This window comes from Bradyrhizobium sp. USDA 4449 (assembly GCF_054056275.1).
In genome coordinates, this window is the sequence record NZ_JBSRYD010000001.1 from 1,257,826 (window position 1) to 1,274,915 (window position 17,090).

Here is a 17,090-nt window from a genome sequence, read left to right on the forward strand (position 1 = left end):
GGACCGAACTGACGCCAAGCAAAGGAAGCGGCGATGACCGAGGCCGTCATTGACGACATCGTGGCCGTGCTGCCGCCGCTGCTCAATGCGCTCGAAGCGCTCGGTGATTTCGCCCGGCATTTGCATCCGCCGGCTTTCGGCTCGGTGATGACCGCAATCGGCGCGCCCGATAATGCGCTACAGACGGCACACGCTGCGATCGGAGAATGGCCGGAGCAGTTCGCCGGCCTGCGCGAACGGCTCGATCGCAGCTGCAAGGAGACGCTCGCCGCCTTTGCCGGCATCCGCGGCGTCGAGCGCGGCAATGGCGATCTCGTCGCGGTGTTCCGCGCGCTGCGCCATCTGCCGCGCGCCCAGGAGGCGCTTTATCCGCTGTCGCTGCAGTTTCCGCCGGTCAGCAATTTCTTCCTGAACTCAGCCAATCGCGACAACAGCGATGTGCTGGCGCGACTCGAAACGGGCGCCGGCGATGACACCGGTATCTTGCACGATCACAACGAGCCCGGCAGCCGCGGCGGCTTCTCGGTGTATGTGCCCGAGTATTACACAGCCGATCGAGCCTGGCCTCTGGTGATCGCGTTGCATGGCGGCAGCGGCAACGGACGTGGTTTCCTGTGGAGTTGGCTGCGCGATGCCCGCAGCGTTGGCGCGATCCTGGTCGCGCCAACGGCGACAGGACAGACCTGGGCGCTGATGGGCGACGACACGGACACGCCGAACCTGATGCGCATCCTCGAAATGGTGCGCAGCCGCTGGAGCATCGACCCCTCACGCATGCTGCTGACCGGCATGAGCGACGGCGGCACCTTCTGCTATGTCAGCGGGCTCGATGGCGCCTCACCCTTCACTCATCTCGCCCCGGTGTCGGCGACCTTCCATCCGCTGATGGCTGAAATGGCCGACGCCACGCGCCTGCAAGGGCTGCCTGTTTTCATCACCCACGGCAAGCTCGACTGGATGTTTCCCGTGCAGAGCGCGCGGCAGACGCAAGCCGCACTGACGGCGGCCGGTGCTGACGTCACCTATCGCGAGATCGACGACCTCAGTCACACCTATCCGCGCGAGATCAACGCGGAGCTGCTTCATTGGCTGAACGAGGGATGAACCGGATGTCCTTACCTGCGCCGCACTGTCGCGGAACCATCACTCCGGACTGACGTTATCCGCCCGTCACCGGAGGTTCGCCATGCAGACTTTTTTCGGAATGATTTTAGGCGCCCTGCTGCTCGCTTGTGGCGTCTATGTCTATGACTCCATGCAGACGTCCTCAGTCGCCAATGGCGAGGTCGCGACCAACAATCGCACCATCGTGAACTGGGATGTCGCGAAGGCCGATTGGGATCTGCTGCGCGATCGTGCGCACAAGGACTGGGTCCGGATCTCGTCGAAGTAATCTCGGTGGACCAGACATGACCAAGGCGCCGTCGCGGGTCCGCGACGGCGCCTTGGTCTTGTCTGCGATAGGTCAGTTCATCTTGGCCTTGCGGGCGTCGGCGATGACCTGCTCGAACTCGGCCATACTGAGCACGCCCGGCACGCGGTACTTGCCGACGATGAAGGACGGCGTGCCGCGGAAGCCGAAGGCTTCAGCCTGGTCGTTGTTGCGCTTGAGGATCGCCTCGATGTCCTTGCCGTGCGCGGTGAGATCACTCTTGAGGCGATCCATGTCGACGCCGACGGAAGCCAGCAGCTCGTTGGCGCGCGACTCGGTCAGGCGCGAGCTGACGCCCATCATGGCGTCGTGGGCCTGATGGTACTTGTCCTGGAATTTCGCGGCCAGCGCGATCCGCGCGGCCGTGACCGAGACAGGCCCGAGAATCGGCCAGTCCTTCAAGACCAGCCTGACCTTGCCGTCGTCCTGGATGACCTGGCGCAGCTCCGGCTCGAGCTTGCGGCAATAGGGACAGTTATAGTCGGACCACTCGATGATAGAGATGTTGCCATCGGGATTGCCGGCGACGGGAACGTCGGGATCACGCAGTACCTTGGCTTCGGTCAGCACCTCGCCATCGTCGGCAGCCGCACGCGCCAGGCTCATACCGCCAGCCGCGAAGGCGCCCACGCCGATCCACGTCAGCGCCGTACGGCGCGTCGGCCGAAGGCCTCCATCAAGGCCCTTATTCCTAAATCCAGCCATATCTCGTCCCGTTTCGGTCCCATCTCTGCAGATATGCGTCGGAACCGGAAGATGTTACACCCCTATAGAGCGTCGCGGGGACGATGTCATCGCACCAGCCGCGTGAACGAGCGCATCGGGCCGCTCAGGCCAGGCCTGGATCGTATTCGCCGGCTCAAAAGCGAGGCTTCCTTCATGAATGACGGCACGGGCGACGTCTGGGTCGAGGCCGGTTACCGAGCTCGCGATCCGGCAGTGGACCCGCGAAAGCGATCGCAGATGGCGCCGAAACTGGCCGAGAGGCTATTGGTCTGAACAAGAGGCCGGAGCTTGGCTCCGGCCTCGGCGTCATCGCGAAACTCAGGCGGCGCCTTTCAGCTTCTTGTTGCATTCGCTGTAATAGCCGCCGCCCTTTTCGATCCACTTCATGCCGCCATTGCCGTTGGTGGCCTTGTTGGCGTTGTACTGGTCGACACAGGTGTGCAGGCGCGCCTTGCCGGCCGTCTCCTTGGCATATTTCGGATCGACCGCGTTCGGGAAGATCGCGGGGCCGGCCGGCAGGGTGGGCGCCGGAGCAGCAGCGGGCGCGGCCTCCTTCTTGGCCTGCTTCGGCTCGGCCGCAGGCGGAGGCGCGGCCGCAGCCGGTGCAGCGGCCGGCGTCGCATCGGCGCCGCACTGGGCCTTGCGGAATTCATTCCACTTCATGGTACCGAGCGAGCCGTCCTTCTTGGCCGCCTGATATTTCGCGCTGCACTCCTGCGAGGTCAGCGCCTGAGCCGGCGCGCTCGCCACCAGCGCGGCAACGCCCGATACCGCAATTGCACACAACAATTTGGCTTGAATGGTCATCCTTGGTCTCCCTCGGGGAAGCAAAACGAGGGTTGCTATCCTAGCGTGTCGACGCCTTCCGACAAGGAAGCGATGGGGGCCGGGGCCAAAATATAGTGCTCGCGCCGTTCAGATTATTCATGTCGCGTTCAGCAACGCGGGCCGAGGTTTGCGTCCCTTCGCAATTCCCGCAAGAAGAGTGCAACACCATGACCATCGCTTCCCGCCTCGCCGTCGTTGCTATTGCCTCCCTGTTCGCCACCGGCACGGCGTTCGCCCAGACCGCGGCGCCGGCCGCCAAGACCGATGCCACCACGACCGCCGACAAGAAGGCGCCCAAGGAGCACTCGGCCGAATCCCTCGAATGCTCCAAGCAGGCGGACGCCAAGGGGCTGCACGGCAAGGAGCGCAAGAAATTCCGCTCCGAGTGCATCAAGACCGCCAAGGGCGGCGCCGCGCCTGCCCCCGCCGCCGACAAGAAGTAAATCCGTCACAATCCTCTCCTCGCCTTTGGCGAGAGGCGCGCGCATTGCGGCATGACGAGCCCGCAATTGTGCGTCTCTCGCCGATTTGCGATAAGGTGGTGTGAAGCAAATCACCGCCTCCCTTCCGTTCGAATGGCCGAGCCGTGCCAAGGTTTTGAGCACTGCGGAGACGCTCGTCATCGGCGCCGCCGGCGGATTGGCCTTTCTGGCCGCGGGCTTGCCGGGCGGATTGATCTCGGGATCGATGATTGCAGTCGGCGTCGCCGCGATTGCCGGACGCCAGTTGTCCGTGCCGCCGCTCCTGACCCAGACAGTGCTGGTGCTACTCGGCATTTCGCTGGGCTCCGTGGTCTCGCGTCACCTGATCCAACAGGTCAGTGCCTACCCGCTGACCATCGGGCTCCTGGCTCTCGCCACCTTCTGCTCGACTTTCGGCTCGAGCTATTACCTTCAGCGCGTCCATGGCTGGGACCGCACCTCGGCCTTCCTTGCCGGCAGCCCCGGCGCACTGTCTCAGATCTCCATCCTGGCAGTTGAGCGCGGGGCCGATCTGCCGGGAATCGCGGTGGTGCAGACCATGCGCGTGATCATCCTCACGGCGGCGCTGCCGATGGTGCTGGCAATCGCGGGCGTGGCGCCCTCTGTTGGACCGTCGCTGACGACGACGATCGCTTCACCGCGCGATCTTCTCGAACTGCTCGCCGCTTCGCTGGCGGCATCGCTGGTGCTGCGGCTCATCGGGTTTCCGGCAAGCTGGATGTTCGGGGCGATGATCGCCTCCAGCGTGCTGCACGGCGCCGGCTGGGTCGACGGCGGTCTTCCGAACTGGGTCCGCGGCGTGTCGCTGGTCGGCATTGGCGCGCTGATCGGCAGCCGCTTCGCCCGGATGCGGATCAAGACGCTGGCCGGCCACATCAACGCCGCGCTGGGCTCGTTTGCCGTGGCCATCGCCGTGTCCGCGATCTTCGTCGGCATCGTCGCGCTCACGACGCAGGTGAAGTTCTCCGACGTCGTCGTCGCCTTCGCACCCGGCGCGATGGACGCAATGCTGGCCCTGGCGCTCACGCTGCACATCGACCCGATCTTCGTCGGCGCCCACCACCTCTCGCGCTTCGTGTTCGTGACCATCGCGACACCTGGTATCGTCCACCTGTTCGGCCGCACGCAGGACGACGTCGACGATTAGCCCTGTCCTGCCGTTGCCTGCCCCTTCAGCTCGGCAATCTGCGCCTCGAGGTCCGCAATCCGCTGGTCTCTTGCCGCCAGCGCCGCCGCCACATCGGGGGCGTCGAACTTTTGCGGAATGTGCTGCGGGCAGTTGGTGTCCCACGCGGCGATCTTGAATACGATCACCTGCTCGGGCCGGGCGCGATAGCCCTTCGGCATCAGCGCATCCGTCAGTGCATCGTCATCCTCGACCACCCGTGCCTCGCCCCAGATCTTCACCCGGCGGCGATGGGCGTAATCCATCACGAAAATGTAGGCCCTGGAATTCTCGGAGAGATTACCCTGAGTGACGTATTGCCGGTTGCCGGCGTAGTCGGTGAAGGCGAGCGTTTGCTTGTCCAAGACCTTCAAAAAGCCCTTCGGCCCGCCGCGATGCTGGATATAGGGTTGGCCGTCGGCCGAGGCCGTGGCGAAATAGAAGCTGTTGGCATCAGCAAGAAAAGCCGCGAGATTCTCATCGACCTCGGTGCGCCACCCCCGCTGCTCGGCCAGGGCATAGCCTTCCCGCGATCCCTTTCGGGTCTGGATCGATTTTACTGCCGGCGAGAAGGCGACGTCGCTGGCGTAGGCGTGAGTTGCCGTCATCGGAACATCTCCTGGAATTCCGGCGCAATGCTGCGTCTGTCGGCAGATAAAATGGAGCTTCCATCTATCAAAACAATCTGGCCTGTTGACACTTCATCATTGCACTATATGCAATAATGCGCATGGACCGGCTGGAAGCCATGCACGTCTTCGTCACCGTCGCCGACCTGCGTGGCTTCGCGCCGGCAGCGCGAAAATTACGGCTGTCGCCCTCCGCGGTGACGCGACTGATCGCCTCGCTTGAAGAGCATCTCGGCGCAAGGCTGCTGCAACGGACCACGCGGCAGGTGAGACTGACCGACGTCGGGACGCGCTATCTGGAGCGCGTCCGGCGGATTCTCGCCGATGTCGAGGAAGCCGACGGCTCCGCGCGGGAGGAGCGCAACCGGCCGAGCGGGCGCCTGGTGGTGTCGGCGCCGGTCGGCTTCGGCCGGCTCCATGTCAGTCCGGTCATGACCGCCTATCTGAAGCGTTATGCCGGCGTGGCCTGCGAACTCCGGCTGTCGGATAACCTCGTCAACCTCGTGGAAGACGCTGTCGACGCCGCGGTACGGATCGGCCACCTCGCCGACTCCTCCCTGGTCGCGCGCCACGTCGGCGAGATGCGGCGGATCACGGTGGCAGCGCCGGACTATCTCAAGCGCCATGGCGAGCCGAAGACGCCGGAGGCGCTGACCGAGCATCGGACCATCCTGTTCGGTCCCGCGACGGCGTGGCGCTTCGCGCAAGGCGGCCGCGACCTCGAGGTGACGCCATCGCCGCGCTTCACCAGCAACAGCGCCGATGCCGCCCTGCAATATGCCGAGGCCGGCGGCGGCATCACGCGCGTGCTGGCCTATCAGGCCGCAGAGGGGCTGAAGCGCGGACGGCTCAAGATTCTGCTGGCGAAATACGAGCAGCCGGCGCTGCCGATTCACATCGTCTACCCGACCTCGCGCCTGCTCTCGGCCAAGGTGCGCGCGTTCATCGATCTCGTGGTGGAGAAGGCGGATTGGCGGTTTGGGTAGGCTCAGCCTTTCTTGGGCACCACCCGAAACGTCCCGCTCGCCCGCGCGATCACGACGCCGTCGGCCTTGATCAAGCTCTGCGCGAAGCAGATTGTCTTGCCGGTCTTGATCACGTCGCTCTCGATCGAGCACCATTGACCGATCTCGGCGGAGCCGACGAAATCGATAGACAGCGAAATTGTCACGAACGAAATGGTCCAGCCCGTCGCCTGCGCGCAACTGTAGCCCATGGCGTTGTCGGCGAGCGCGGTGATCAGCCCGCCATGGATCAGACCACGGCCGTTGGTGTGTGGCCTTGCCAACCGAAGACCGATGACAAAGGTCCTCTCCGTTTTCTTTGCGTAGAGCGGCTCCCAGGGTTCGGTCAGCGGACTCTTGCGGGAGAGCGGCTCGAAGCCGTCCGGGATATCGGTCATGTCAGTCTCGTGCGCGTCGCAATGATTGTTGCCACATTGAACGCGATGGACGTGACGGACGCATCAATTACAAAGTTTTAAACGGGATATGCGCGGATGTTTGAAACGGATGGCGTCCCAGTGGCGGAGCTAGAGAGATGGTGGGCACGGCGCTTCGCGACCTTGCCCACCCTACGGCACCGACTTCGTCGTGCTAAAACGGCAGCCCCACATAGTTCTCCGACAGCGACGTCATCGCGGCCCGGGACTGCGTGACGTAGTCGAGCTCGGCGATCTGGATGCGCGCGCCGATGCTGCCATTGTCAGGGAATTTGTGCAGCATCGAGGTCATCCACCAGGAGAAGCGCACGGCTTTCCAGACGCGCGCGAGCGCCTTGGCGGAATAGCCATCGATGCCGGCGCTCGATTTCTCGTCGTAGAACTCGCGGAGCGCACTCGACAGATAATGCGCATCGCTGGCCGCGAGGTTCAGCCCCTTGGCGCCGGTCGGCGGCACGATGTGGGCGGCATCGCCGCACAGGAACAGCTTGCCGAAACGCATCGGCTCGGCGACGAAGCTGCGCAAGGGCGCGATGCTCTTCTCGATCGAGGGGCCCGTCACCAGATTGTCGGCCGCCTCCTGGTCGAGCCGGCGCTTCAATTCGTCCCAGAAGCGGTCGTCGGACCACTGATCGACATGGTCGTCGAGCGAGCACTGCAGATAATGCCGGCTGCGCTTCATCGATCGCATGGTGCAGAGGGCAAAGCCGCGGGCATGGTTGGAATAGATCAGTTCGTGACTGACCGGCGGTGTCTCCGACAGGATACCGAGCCAGCCGAACGGATAGACCCGTTCGAACTGCTCGATCGCCGAAGCGGGTACGCTGGCGCGGCTGACACCGTGAAAGCCATCGCAGCCAGCGATGAAATCGCAATCGAGCGTTTGGGTGACGCCGTCCTTGACCCAGGTTACGCGCGGGTGATTGCCATCGAAATCATGCGGCTGCACGTCCTTGGCCTCGTAGACGGTGGTGAGGCCAGCCGCTTTCCGCGCGTCCATCAGGTCGAGCGTGACCTCGGTCTGGCCATAGATCATGACCGTCTTGCCGGTCGCGGCCTTCATGTCGATGCGATGCCGACGGCCGGCGAAGGCAAGCTCGATGCCTTCATGCAACAGTCCTTCGGCATGCGCCCGCGCGCCGGCGCCGATCTGGTCGAGCAGTCCAACCGTTCCCTGCTCCAGAAGGCCGGCCCGGATGCGTCCGAGCACGTAATCCGGGCTCTGTCGCTCGAGAATAACGTTGTCGACGCCGTATTGACGCAGAAGTTGCCCGAGCAACAATCCTGCCGGCCCGGCCCCGACGATTGCGACTTTTGTCCGCAATACTTGCTCCTCCCGATCCTGTAGGCTTTCGTCGCGGCCCGCTTGTCGCGTTGATCCGCCCAGGATAATTATATCATATAACGGTTGGAAAAAAGGGAGGCCGGTCGCCTGGGAAGCGACAAATCCATGCAGCATCCCTGACGTAGATGACGCAGCAGTTCCGGCTTGAACGCGCCGGCCAATTAGATAACATGTTAATTAACGAGACCGGGCCGTCGAAGCCCGCCGTCACAAAGAGGGAGAGACACGTGATGAGGAAAGCCTGTCTGGCTTTGCTGCTGGCCGCAAGCGCGACGCCAGCGTTCGCGCAGGACAAGACCGTCGATCTAAAGGTCTCGCACTGGGTGCCAGCCTCGCACCCGCTGCAAAAGTCGCTGGAAGACTGGGTGGCCGCGGTGAACAAGGACTCCGGCGGCACCATCACGGGCAAGGTGTTCCCGGCCCAGCAACTCGGCAAGGCGTTCGACCATTACGACATGGCGCGCGACGGCATCGCCGATGTCACCTATGTCAATCCCGGCTACCAGCCCGGTCGCTTCCCGATCATCGGCGCCGGCGAATTGCCCTTCCTGGTCTCGGACGCCAAGGGCGGATCGGAGGGGCTGGACGCCTGGTATCGCAAATATGCCGCGAAGGAGATGAAGGACGTCAAATACTGCCTCGCCTTCGTCCACTCACCTTCCTCGTTCCACTCCCGCACCAAGAAAATCGTGGTGCCGGAGGACGTGAAGGGCATGAAGATCCGGCCCGCCCATGCCACCATGGCGAATTTCGTGACCGCGCTCGGGGGCACCAATGTGCAGTCCTCCGCACCTGAAGTGCGCGACATCATCGAGCGCGGCGTCGCCGATGCGGTGACCTTCCCCTGGGGCTCGCTGGTGCTGTTCGGCATCGACAAGGTGACCAAGTACGACATGGACGCGCCACTCTACACGACCACGTTCGTGTTCGTGATGAACAAGGACAAGTACGATGCGATGTCCGACAAGCAGAAGGCCGCGATCGACAAGAACTGCACGACCGAGATGGCCGGCGTGGTTGGCGAGCACTGGGGCAAGTTCGAGGATGCCGGAATCGACAAGGTGAAGGCGGAAGAAAGTCACGAGATCTACAAGCTGACACCGGAGCAGACCGCCGCCTGGAAGAAGGCGGCCGACCCGCTGGTCAAGACCTGGGGTGAAGGCGCCCGAAAGGCCGGCGTCGATCCCGACGCCGCGCTGGCGGATCTCAAGGCATCGCTGAAGAAGTACAACGCGCTGGCGGAGTGAGGCCAGCTGATGCAGCGGCTTCCTTCTTGCCCCTCGCCCCGGCTAACGGGGAGAGGATCGGGGTGAGGGGCTGCTTCCGCAAAGATGGTGACAGATACTCTCGCGGAGAGTCCCCCTCACCCGGAATCCGCCCTTACGCGCGCATTCCGGCCTCTCCCCGCACGCGGGGAGAGGCGGCGGGCGCGGCGAGATCCGGATCAAAGCAATGACGGCACACGACGAGACACTCCCAACAAAGCGCTCCTGGATGGACCGCATCATCGACACGATCGAATGGATCGCGGCCGCGTTCGTCGGCCTCGTCGCGCTGGACATCTTTTTGTCGGTGCTGCTGCGGAACACGCTGAATTATTCAATTCCTGACAGTTTCGACATCGGCCGCATGCTGCTCGGCATCCTCATCTTCTGGGGCATTGCGGCGACCTCGTATCGCGGCACGCACATCACGGTGGACCTGGTCTGGGGCAATGTCGGCCCGCGCTACCAGCGCTGGATCGACGTGTTCGCGACGCTGGTGCTGCTGTTCGTCGTCACCGTGCAGACATGGACGCTGTTCGACAAGGTCCGCGGCACCTACAGGGACAACGTCCAGACCTTCGACATGCACATGCCGACCTGGCCATTCTTCGCAATTGCATGGATCGGCGACGTCTCGGCCGTGCTGCTGATCGCAATTCGCACTTACCGACTGATCTTCCATCCCGAAGAGATGCACGACCCCAAGCTGAAGGCGACGGAGTAGTCATGAGCACCGATGTCGTCGCCGTTCTCGGCTTCGTTTCCCTTTTCACATTGATGCTGCTGCGCGTGCCTGTCGGCATGGCCATGGGCCTGGTCGGCGTCTCCGGCTTCGCCTATCTCGTCGGTCCGACCCCTGCACTGAAGCTGGTCGGCCAGACTTCGATGCGCACGGTCACCGACTACACGTTCGGCGTGATCCCGATGTTTCTGCTGATGGGGTCGTTCGTCAGCAATTCGGGCATGAGCCGCGAGCTGTTCCGCGCCGCCAACGGCTTTGTCGGCCACTTGCGCGGGGGCCTCGGCATTGCCACGGTCGGCGCCTGCGGCGGCTTCGCCGCGATCTGCGGCTCCTCGGTCGCCACCGCGGCGACCTTCTCCGCCGTTGCGTATCCGGAGATGCGCCGCTTCGGCTATCCGCAGTCCTTTGCGACCGGCGTGATCGCCGCCGGGGGCACGCTGGGTGCGATGCTGCCACCCTCCACCGTGCTCGCGGTCTACGGCATCATCACCGAGCAGGACATCGGAAAACTCTTCATCGCCGGCATCATCCCCGGCCTGCTGGCGATGACCATGTACATGATCACGATTTTCCTGATCGGCTATTTCCGCCCGGATTTCCTGCCCAAGGGCAAGGTGCTGCCCTGGCGCGAGCGTTTCGCGGGCCTGAAGGAGATCTGGGCGCCGGTGCTGCTGTTCGTGTTCGTGATCGGCGGCCTTTACGGCCTGCCCTTCCTGCCGCGTTTCACGCCGACCGAAGCCGGCGGCGTCGGCGCCACCGGCGCCTTTATCATCGGCATCGTCACCGGGCGGCTCGACCGCGAGAAGGTGCTGGTCTCGCTGCTGCAGGCAACGCGCACGGCCGCCGCGGTCTTCACCGTGCTGATCGGCGCGCTGATCTTCGGCTACTTCCTCACGGTGACTCAGACGCCGCAGAAGGTGACGGAATTCCTCACTGGTCTCGGCCTCGGCTCCTACGGCGTACTGGCACTGATCATGATAATGTATCTGGTGCTCGGCTGCCTGATGGACGCGATGGCGATGATCATCCTGACCGTGCCGATCATTTTCCCCGTCATCATGCATCTCGGCTTCGACCCGATCTGGTTCGGCGTCATCATCGTCATGACCGTCGAGCTCGGCCTGATCCATCCGCCTGTCGGCATGAACGTCTTTGTCATCAAGAGCGTGGTGAAGGACGTCTCCTTCGCCACCATCTTCAAGGGCGTCATCCCGTTCGTAGCGACCGATCTCGTACGCCTGGTGATCCTGATCACCTTCCCGCTACTGGCGACATGGCTGCCGACGCGGATGATGGCACACTAGAGAGATGAAGCGATGACCACGCCGACGCTCGAGACGAAATACGTCTTCACCATCACCGCCGAGATCGGCGACGTCATCACCGCCGGCGAGACCGGCATCGGCGTGCGCCGCATCATCCCCATCGTCGGCGGCGCGGTGACGGGCGCGATATCAGGCAAGGTGCTGCCGTTCGGCGCCGATTTCCAGACCATCCGCCCCAACGAGCTGATCGACCTGGAAGCCAAATACGCGTTCGAGACCGACGACGGCGCAATCGTCTACGTCGAGAACAAGGGCATGCGCTTCGGCCCTGTCGAACTCCTGCAAAAGCTCAAACGCGGCGAACCGGTGGATCCGAAGCTGATCTATTTCCGCACCGTGCCGAGATTCGAGACGGGACACGAGAACTATCGCTGGCTGATGGAGCACATCTTTGTGGGCTCGGCCGCACGGCATGCCGACCGGGTGGTGATCGACGTGCACCAGGTGCTGTGAATACACTCCGCTGTCGTCCGGCGGGGTGAAACACCGCAGACCCCTCCTTGACTCCTCCAGAATTCGTTATACAACATAACTATTCTGATAAGGACGCAAATGACACAGGGAAACGCCGAGACCGCTGGCGCGGGCGCCTCCGGGTTGCTTCAGATCGAGAGGGTGGACCGGGTTCTGACGGTAGGTCTGAACCGGCCGGCCAAGCGCAATGCGCTCAACGACGGCATCATCCTCGAAATCGGCGAATGCTTTACGTCCCTGCCCGAGGACATCGGCGCGGTCGTCATTCACGGCATTGGCGACCATTTCTCCAGCGGTCTCGACCTCTCCGAACTGCAGGATCACGACGCCACCGGGGGCCTGCTGCACTCGCAGATGTGGCACCGGGTGTTCGACCGCATCCAATATAGCCGCGTGCCCGTGATTGCGGCGCTCAAGGGCGCGGTGATCGGCGGCGGGCTCGAGCTTGCCTGCTCCGCCCATATTCGCGTCGCGGAGCCCACAGCCTATTTCGCACTGCCGGAAGGGCAGCGCGGCATCTTCGTCGGCGGCGGCGGCTCGGTGCGGCTGCCGCGGCTGATCGGCGTCGCCCGCATGATGGACATGATGCTGACCGGGCGCGTCTACTCCGCGACCGAAGGCGCATCCTACGGCTTTGCCCAATATGTCACGGAGGCCGGTCACGGCCTCTCCAAGGCGCTGGAGCTCGCGACCAAGATCGCGTCCAACGCGCCGTTGACGAATTTCGCCGTGCTCCAGGCATTGCCGATGATCGCGGAAGCGAATCCGCAGACTGGCCTGCTCATGGAATCGCTGATGGCGACGGTTGCGCAGAGCGACAAAGAGGCAAAACGCAGGATCCGCGAGTTCCTCGAGCACAAGACCGCCAAGGTGAAGCCGAAATCATGAGCGCACAGCCGTCCTCTTCCAGCACAGAGCGCGGCGTGAGCAATTCTCCGCTGCGGCCCATTTCGTTCGGCGATCCCGTCGTGGACATCGAGCGTCGCGCCGATGGCACGATCTATCTGCGACCCAAACAGCCGCTCGGCGACTATCCGGTCCGCATCACCGACCGCCTGCATCACTGGGCGACCACGACGCCGGACCGCGTGTTCATGGCGGAGCGCGAAGGCGGCCGCGGCTGGCGCAAGATCACCTATGCCGAGCTGCTCACCGCGAGCCGGCATATTGCCTCGGGATTGATCCAGCGCGGCCTCTCGGCAGAGCGGCCGGTCGTCATCCTGTCAGGCAATTCGATCGACCACGCATTGCTCGCCTTCGGCGCATTCTATGCCGGCGTTCCGTTCTGCCCGGTGTCGCCGGCCTATTCGCTGGTGTCGAAGGATTACGGCAAGCTCTCTTACTTGATGAAGCTGCTGACGCCCGGCCTGGTTTTCGCAGACGATGCCGGCAAGTTCGCGGATGCGCTCGCCGCCAATGTCTCGCTCGGCACCGAGATCGCCGCGTCGTACGGCAGCGTGCCGGGCCGCGACGTCACCTTGCTCGCCGACCTCATGGCAACTCCGATCCGTGACGACCTCGATGCCGTGCACGGCAACATCGGCCCCGACTCGATCGCAAAGTTCCTGCTGACGTCAGGCTCGACCGGCAACCCCAAGGCCGTCATCAACACCCAGCGCATGATCTGCGCCAACCAGGTGATGCTGCGCGAGACGCTCGCCTTTCTCAAGGACGAGCCGCCCGTCATCATCGACTGGCTGCCCTGGAACCACACTTTTGGCGGTAACCACAATATCGGGCTGACCTTGTACAATGGCGGCTCGATGTTTCTCGACGCCGGCAAGCCGGTGCCCGGCGGCATCGAGGAGACCGTGCGAAATCTCCAGGAGATTTCTCCGACGGTCTATTTCAACGTGCCGAAGGGCTACGAATCGTTGCTGCCTTACCTGCGCGACGACCAGGGGCTGCGCGCCAAATTCTTCGACCGCCTGCACGCGATGTTCTTCTCCGGCGCGGCGCTATCGCCCTTCGTCTGGGATAGCCTCGACGAACTGGCCGTGAAGGAGAAGGGCTATCGCGTGCCGATGCTGACCGGACTTGGCGCGACCGAGACCGCGCCGTTCTTCATGTCGGTCAATCCGCGCACCAGCCGTTCCGGCCATGTCGGCCTTCCCGTTTCCGGCAATGACGCCAAGCTGGTGCCGAACAACGGCAAGATGGAAGTCCGAGCCAAGGGGCCGAACGTGATGCCCGGCTATTGGCGTCAACCCGACATCACCGCGAAATCCTTCGACGAGGAAGGATTTTACAAGATGGGCGATGCGCTCAAGCCCGCTGACCCCAATGATCTCAACGCCGGCTTCGACTTCGACGGCCGTGTCAGCGAGGATTTCAAGCTCGCGAGCGGCACCTGGGTCAGCGTCGGCCCGCTGCGCGCACGGCTCACCGCGGCCTGCGCGCCGCTGGTGCGCGACGTCGTCATCGCCGGCATCAACCGCGACGAAGTTTCCGCGCTCGTGCTGCTCGATCTCGACGGCTGCCGCCTGGTCAACCCGACACTGCCAGCCGACGATCTCACCGTGACCGCGCGCGACCGCCTGGTGCGCGAAGCCTTCCGCGAGCGCCTGACGCACTTCCTCAGCCAGGCCACCGGGTCCTCGACGCGGGTCACACGCGCGATCCTGATGGACACGCCACTCTCGATCGACATGGGCGAGGTCACCGACAAGGGCTCGATCAACCAGCGCGCGGTGCTCGAGCATCGCACCGCTCTGATCGAGGAGCTCTACGCTGCCAATCCATCTGACCGTGTGATATCGGTCGGCTAAGAATTCATCGAAGGAGAACGCCATGTTGTTGAAGGATCAGGCAGCCATCGTCACCGGCGGCGCATCGGGGCTTGGCGCGGCGACCGCGCGAAAGCTGGCGGCGCAGGGCGCCAAGGTCGCGGTATGCGATCTCAATGCCAAGCTCGCGGAAACCGTTGCCGCCGAGATCAAGGGCGTGGCCGTGACCTGCGACGTTTCCGATGCGGCATCGGCTGAGGCTGCGATCGCGCAGGCGACCAGGGCCCATGGCCCGGCCCGCGTGCTGGTCAATTGCGCCGGCATCGGCGTGGCGAAGCGCGTGGTTGGTCGCGACGGCCCGATGGCGCTCGCGGATTTCGACAAGGTGATCAAGGTCAATCTGGTCGGTACCTTCAACATGCTGCGCCTCGCTGCGACCGAGATGTCCAAACTCGAGCCGCAGGCGACAGGCGAGCGCGGCGTCATCATCAACACGGCCTCCGTCGCCGCCTATGACGGCCAGATCGGCCAGTCAGCCTATTCGGCCTCCAAGGGCGGCATCGTCGGCATGACGCTGCCGATCGCGCGCGAGCTCGCCCAGTTCGGCGTTCGCGTGCTGACCATTGCGCCCGGCCTGTTCCTCACGCCGCTGCTGGCCAACCTGCCGCAGGAAGCTCAGGACTCGCTTGCCGCGGCGATCCCCTTCCCGCGCCGGCTCGGCCACGCCGACGAGTTCGCGGCATTGGCGCTGCACATGGTCGAGAACTCCTACCTGAACGGCGAAGTGGTACGCCTCGACGGTTCGCTGCGCATGGCGCCGAAATAGGCGCGCAACGCATGTTCGTGAACCGGCGCGACGTCCAGATCCAGTGGGGCGACTGCGACCCCGCCAACATCGTCTACTATCCGCGTTACTTCGCGATGTTCGACGATTCGACGTCGACCCTGTTCGAAGTCGCCGGCTTCTCCAAGCAGGACCTGGTCCGCAAATACGGCTTGGTGGGCATCCCCATGGTCGATACCAGGTCCAAGTTCTACATCCCCTCGACCTATGGCGACTGGATCACCATCGAGACGAAGATCGAGAGCATCAAACGCTCGAGCTTTGAGGTGAAGCACAACGTCTACAAGGGCGAGGCCCTCGCCATCGAAGGGTTCGAGACGCGTGTTCTGGTCGGCCGCGACCCGGACAACCCGGACAGACTGAAATCGGCGCCATTCCCTCCGGAAATGGTCGCCAAATTCACGGGAAGCTAGTCCGGAGCTAACTCGCCGCATCGACAAAAGACGGGGCTGAACTCAACCCCGGTTTCTGCTTTCAAGGAAAATCGTCAAGGGAGGAACAGATGAAACGCTTTTACCTGACCGCCGCGATCGCGGCGGCGACGCTGGCGCTGCCGGCTCTGCCCGCGCTGGCGCAGACGAACGAAATCACCATCGGCATCACCACCACAACGACCGGTCCGGGCGCCGCGCTCGGAATCCCCGAGCGCAACGCGCTGGAATTCGTGCCGAAGGAAATCGGCGGCGTGCCGCTGAAGGTGATCGTGCTCGACGACGGCGGCGATCCGACCACCGCGACCACCAACGCCCGCCGCTTCGTGACCGAATCCAAGGCCGACATCATCATGGGCTCGGCGCTGACGCCGCCGACGATCGCCGTCTCAAACGTCGCCAATGAAGCCGGCATTCCGCATTTCGGGCTCGCGCCTTTTCCGATCACCCCGGAGCGCATGAAGTGGTCCGTGGCGATGCCACAGCCGATCCCGATCATGGGCAAGGTGCTCTATGAGCACATGAAGGCGCATAACGTGAAGACGGTCGGCTACATCGGCTACTCCGACTCCTACGGCGACCTCTGGTTCAATGATTTCAACGCCCAGGGCGTGCCGCTGGGCCTCGCGCTCGCGGACGAAGAGCGGTTTGCACGTCCCGATACCTCGGTCACTGGGCAGGTGCTGAAGCTCGTCGCCGCCAATCCCGACGCGATTCTGGTTGGCGCCTCCGGCACTGCCGCAGCACTGCCGCAGACCGAATTGCGCGAGCGCGGCTATCAGGGCCTGATCTACCAGACCCACGGCGCGGCCAGCATGGACTTCATCCGTATCGCGGGTAAGGCCGCCGAAGGCGTGCTGATGGCGTCGGGCCCCGTCATGGATCCCGAAGATCAGCCTGACAGCGCCCTCACCAAAAAGCCGGGATTGGCGCTGAACTCCGCCTATGAGGCCAAATATGGCCCCAACAGCCGCAGCCAGTTCGCCGGCCATTCCTACGATGCGTTTGAGATCCTCAAGCGCGTCATCCCTGTTGCGCTGAAGACCGCAAAGCCCGGCACGCCGGAATTCCGCGAGGCCATCCGTCAGGCACTGCTGTCGGAGCGGGAGATGGCCGCCAGCCAGGGCGTCTACAACTTCACCGAAAAGGATCGGTACGGCCTCGACGACCGCTCGCGTATTCTGCTTACGGTCAAGGACGGCAAATACACGCTCGCGAAATAAGCAGCCGCAGTT

Annotated in this window: 20 protein-coding genes; 15 read left to right on the plus strand and 5 right to left on the minus strand. The window is 63.7% G+C overall.

The genetic code is table 11. The features are described 5' to 3' along the window. Positions 1–33 precede the first annotated feature (33 nt). The gene (locus tag ACVIIW_RS05970) at positions 34–1,104 is read left to right on the plus strand and encodes a carboxylesterase family protein (RefSeq protein WP_456699891.1); all 1,071 of its coding nucleotides are present in this window, start codon (positions 34–36) and stop codon (positions 1,102–1,104) included. A gap of 82 nt (positions 1,105–1,186) precedes the next feature. Further along, on the plus strand, positions 1,187–1,393 hold the full coding sequence (locus tag ACVIIW_RS05975; RefSeq protein ID WP_456699892.1) for a hypothetical protein: 207 nt from the start codon (positions 1,187–1,189) through the stop codon (positions 1,391–1,393). 72 nt (positions 1,394–1,465) lie between these two features. Here the strand turns inward: ACVIIW_RS05975 and ACVIIW_RS05980 are convergent, their stop codons facing one another. Then, positions 1,466–2,137 carry a DsbA family protein gene (locus tag ACVIIW_RS05980; protein WP_456699893.1) on the minus strand — a complete coding sequence of 224 codons (672 nt, stop codon included), beginning with the start codon at positions 2,135–2,137 and terminating at the stop codon, positions 1,466–1,468. Between the two features lie 102 nt (positions 2,138–2,239). Between ACVIIW_RS05980 and ACVIIW_RS05985 the strand changes: the two genes are divergently transcribed. Further along, positions 2,240–2,431 (plus strand): hypothetical protein, encoded by a 192-nt coding sequence (locus tag ACVIIW_RS05985; RefSeq protein ID WP_456699894.1) that lies wholly within the window; start codon positions 2,240–2,242, stop codon positions 2,429–2,431. A gap of 45 nt (positions 2,432–2,476) precedes the next feature. Here ACVIIW_RS05985 and ACVIIW_RS05990 read toward each other — a convergent pair whose 3' ends face one another. Continuing rightward, positions 2,477–2,965: a hypothetical protein gene (locus ACVIIW_RS05990; RefSeq protein ID WP_456699895.1), complete on the minus strand. Its 489-nt coding sequence runs from the start codon at positions 2,963–2,965 to the stop codon at positions 2,477–2,479. A 188-nt stretch (positions 2,966–3,153) separates the two neighbouring features. On the opposite strand from ACVIIW_RS05990, the gene ACVIIW_RS05995 reads away from it, so the two are divergent. Next, positions 3,154–3,429: a PsiF family protein gene (locus ACVIIW_RS05995; RefSeq protein WP_456699896.1), complete on the plus strand. Its 276-nt coding sequence runs from the start codon at positions 3,154–3,156 to the stop codon at positions 3,427–3,429. Between the two features lie 100 nt (positions 3,430–3,529). Beyond that, positions 3,530–4,615: an AbrB family transcriptional regulator gene (locus ACVIIW_RS06000; protein WP_456699897.1), complete on the plus strand. Its 1,086-nt coding sequence runs from the start codon at positions 3,530–3,532 to the stop codon at positions 4,613–4,615. Here ACVIIW_RS06000 and ACVIIW_RS06005 read toward each other — a convergent pair. Beyond that, positions 4,612–5,241: a pyridoxamine 5'-phosphate oxidase family protein gene (locus tag ACVIIW_RS06005; protein WP_456699898.1), complete on the minus strand. Its 630-nt coding sequence runs from the start codon at positions 5,239–5,241 to the stop codon at positions 4,612–4,614. The two genes, ACVIIW_RS06000 and ACVIIW_RS06005, sit on opposite strands and share 4 nt — an antisense overlap. 122 nt (positions 5,242–5,363) lie before the next feature. On the opposite strand from ACVIIW_RS06005, the gene ACVIIW_RS06010 reads away from it, so the two are divergent. Further along, a complete protein-coding gene (locus ACVIIW_RS06010) occupies positions 5,364–6,248 on the plus strand; it encodes a LysR family transcriptional regulator (protein WP_456699899.1) in 885 nt (294 codons plus the stop codon). A 2-nt stretch (positions 6,249–6,250) separates the two neighbouring features. On the opposite strand, the gene ACVIIW_RS06015 is transcribed toward ACVIIW_RS06010, so the two are convergent. Together ACVIIW_RS06015 and pobA are read right to left on the minus strand one after the other, a co-directional pair. Then, positions 6,251–6,664, minus strand: a complete 414-nt coding sequence (locus ACVIIW_RS06015) for a PaaI family thioesterase (RefSeq protein ID WP_456699900.1) — start codon at positions 6,662–6,664, stop codon at positions 6,251–6,253. A 193-nt stretch (positions 6,665–6,857) separates the two neighbouring features. Beyond that, entirely contained in the window at positions 6,858–8,027 is a 1,170-nt protein-coding gene (gene pobA / locus ACVIIW_RS06020; RefSeq protein WP_456699901.1) for a 4-hydroxybenzoate 3-monooxygenase, read from the minus strand. Positions 8,028–8,278: 251 nt separating this feature from the next. Here pobA and ACVIIW_RS06025 point away from each other — a divergent pair, with 251 nt between their 5' ends. From ACVIIW_RS06025 to ACVIIW_RS06065, 9 genes are all read left to right on the plus strand, one after another. Further along, the gene (locus ACVIIW_RS06025; RefSeq protein ID WP_456699902.1) at positions 8,279–9,295 is read left to right on the plus strand and encodes a TRAP transporter substrate-binding protein; all 1,017 of its coding nucleotides are present in this window, start codon (positions 8,279–8,281) and stop codon (positions 9,293–9,295) included. Positions 9,296–9,500: 205 nt separating this feature from the next. Beyond that, positions 9,501–10,037 carry a TRAP transporter small permease gene (locus tag ACVIIW_RS06030; protein WP_456699903.1) on the plus strand — a complete coding sequence of 179 codons (537 nt, stop codon included), beginning with the start codon at positions 9,501–9,503 and terminating at the stop codon, positions 10,035–10,037. Positions 10,038–10,039: 2 nt separating this feature from the next. Then, on the plus strand, positions 10,040–11,359 hold the full coding sequence (locus tag ACVIIW_RS06035) for a TRAP transporter large permease (protein ID WP_456699904.1): 1,320 nt from the start codon (positions 10,040–10,042) through the stop codon (positions 11,357–11,359). Between the two features lie 12 nt (positions 11,360–11,371). After that, positions 11,372–11,833, plus strand: a complete 462-nt coding sequence (locus ACVIIW_RS06040) for a DUF3237 domain-containing protein (RefSeq protein WP_456699905.1) — start codon at positions 11,372–11,374, stop codon at positions 11,831–11,833. A 99-nt stretch (positions 11,834–11,932) separates the two neighbouring features. Beyond that, a complete protein-coding gene (locus ACVIIW_RS06045; RefSeq protein ID WP_456699906.1) occupies positions 11,933–12,742 on the plus strand; it encodes a crotonase/enoyl-CoA hydratase family protein in 810 nt (269 codons plus the stop codon). Beyond that, on the plus strand, positions 12,739–14,622 hold the full coding sequence (locus tag ACVIIW_RS06050) for a feruloyl-CoA synthase (protein ID WP_456699907.1): 1,884 nt from the start codon (positions 12,739–12,741) through the stop codon (positions 14,620–14,622). The genes ACVIIW_RS06045 and ACVIIW_RS06050 overlap by 4 nt, the downstream gene beginning before the upstream one ends. Before the next feature lie 22 nt (positions 14,623–14,644). Further along, the gene (locus ACVIIW_RS06055; protein WP_456699908.1) at positions 14,645–15,406 is read left to right on the plus strand and encodes an SDR family NAD(P)-dependent oxidoreductase; all 762 of its coding nucleotides are present in this window, start codon (positions 14,645–14,647) and stop codon (positions 15,404–15,406) included. Positions 15,407–15,417: 11 nt separating this feature from the next. Continuing rightward, positions 15,418–15,837 (plus strand): acyl-CoA thioesterase, encoded by a 420-nt coding sequence (locus ACVIIW_RS06060; RefSeq protein ID WP_092230816.1) that lies wholly within the window; start codon positions 15,418–15,420, stop codon positions 15,835–15,837. An 89-nt stretch (positions 15,838–15,926) separates the two neighbouring features. Then, entirely contained in the window at positions 15,927–17,078 is a 1,152-nt protein-coding gene (locus ACVIIW_RS06065; RefSeq protein WP_456699909.1) for an ABC transporter substrate-binding protein, read from the plus strand. The last annotated feature ends 12 nt before the right edge of the window (positions 17,079–17,090 follow it).

Bases quoted from the DNA above. Each gene is read 5' to 3' on its own strand.
- ACVIIW_RS05970 (WP_456699891.1), top strand. From the start codon at position 34: ATGACCGAGGCCGTCATTGACGACATCGTGGCCGTGCTGCCGCCGCTG.
- ACVIIW_RS05975 (WP_456699892.1), top strand. From the start codon at position 1,187: ATGCAGACTTTTTTCGGAATGATTTTAGGCGCCCTGCTGCTCGCTTGT.
- ACVIIW_RS05980 (WP_456699893.1), bottom strand. From the start codon at position 2,137: ATGGCTGGATTTAGGAATAAGGGCCTTGATGGAGGCCTTCGGCCGACG.
- ACVIIW_RS05990 (WP_456699895.1), bottom strand. From the start codon at position 2,965: ATGACCATTCAAGCCAAATTGTTGTGTGCAATTGCGGTATCGGGCGTT.
- ACVIIW_RS05995 (WP_456699896.1), top strand. From the start codon at position 3,154: ATGACCATCGCTTCCCGCCTCGCCGTCGTTGCTATTGCCTCCCTGTTC.
- ACVIIW_RS06005 (WP_456699898.1), bottom strand. From the start codon at position 5,241: ATGACGGCAACTCACGCCTACGCCAGCGACGTCGCCTTCTCGCCGGCA.
- ACVIIW_RS06010 (WP_456699899.1), top strand. From the start codon at position 5,364: ATGGACCGGCTGGAAGCCATGCACGTCTTCGTCACCGTCGCCGACCTG.
- ACVIIW_RS06015 (WP_456699900.1), bottom strand. From the start codon at position 6,664: ATGACCGATATCCCGGACGGCTTCGAGCCGCTCTCCCGCAAGAGTCCG.
- ACVIIW_RS06025 (WP_456699902.1), top strand. From the start codon at position 8,279: ATGAGGAAAGCCTGTCTGGCTTTGCTGCTGGCCGCAAGCGCGACGCCA.
- ACVIIW_RS06030 (WP_456699903.1), top strand. From the start codon at position 9,501: ATGACGGCACACGACGAGACACTCCCAACAAAGCGCTCCTGGATGGAC.
- ACVIIW_RS06035 (WP_456699904.1), top strand. From the start codon at position 10,040: ATGAGCACCGATGTCGTCGCCGTTCTCGGCTTCGTTTCCCTTTTCACA.
- ACVIIW_RS06040 (WP_456699905.1), top strand. From the start codon at position 11,372: ATGACCACGCCGACGCTCGAGACGAAATACGTCTTCACCATCACCGCC.
- ACVIIW_RS06045 (WP_456699906.1), top strand. From the start codon at position 11,933: ATGACACAGGGAAACGCCGAGACCGCTGGCGCGGGCGCCTCCGGGTTG.
- ACVIIW_RS06050 (WP_456699907.1), top strand. From the start codon at position 12,739: ATGAGCGCACAGCCGTCCTCTTCCAGCACAGAGCGCGGCGTGAGCAAT.
- ACVIIW_RS06055 (WP_456699908.1), top strand. From the start codon at position 14,645: ATGTTGTTGAAGGATCAGGCAGCCATCGTCACCGGCGGCGCATCGGGG.
- ACVIIW_RS06060 (WP_092230816.1), top strand. From the start codon at position 15,418: ATGTTCGTGAACCGGCGCGACGTCCAGATCCAGTGGGGCGACTGCGAC.
- ACVIIW_RS06065 (WP_456699909.1), top strand. From the start codon at position 15,927: ATGAAACGCTTTTACCTGACCGCCGCGATCGCGGCGGCGACGCTGGCG.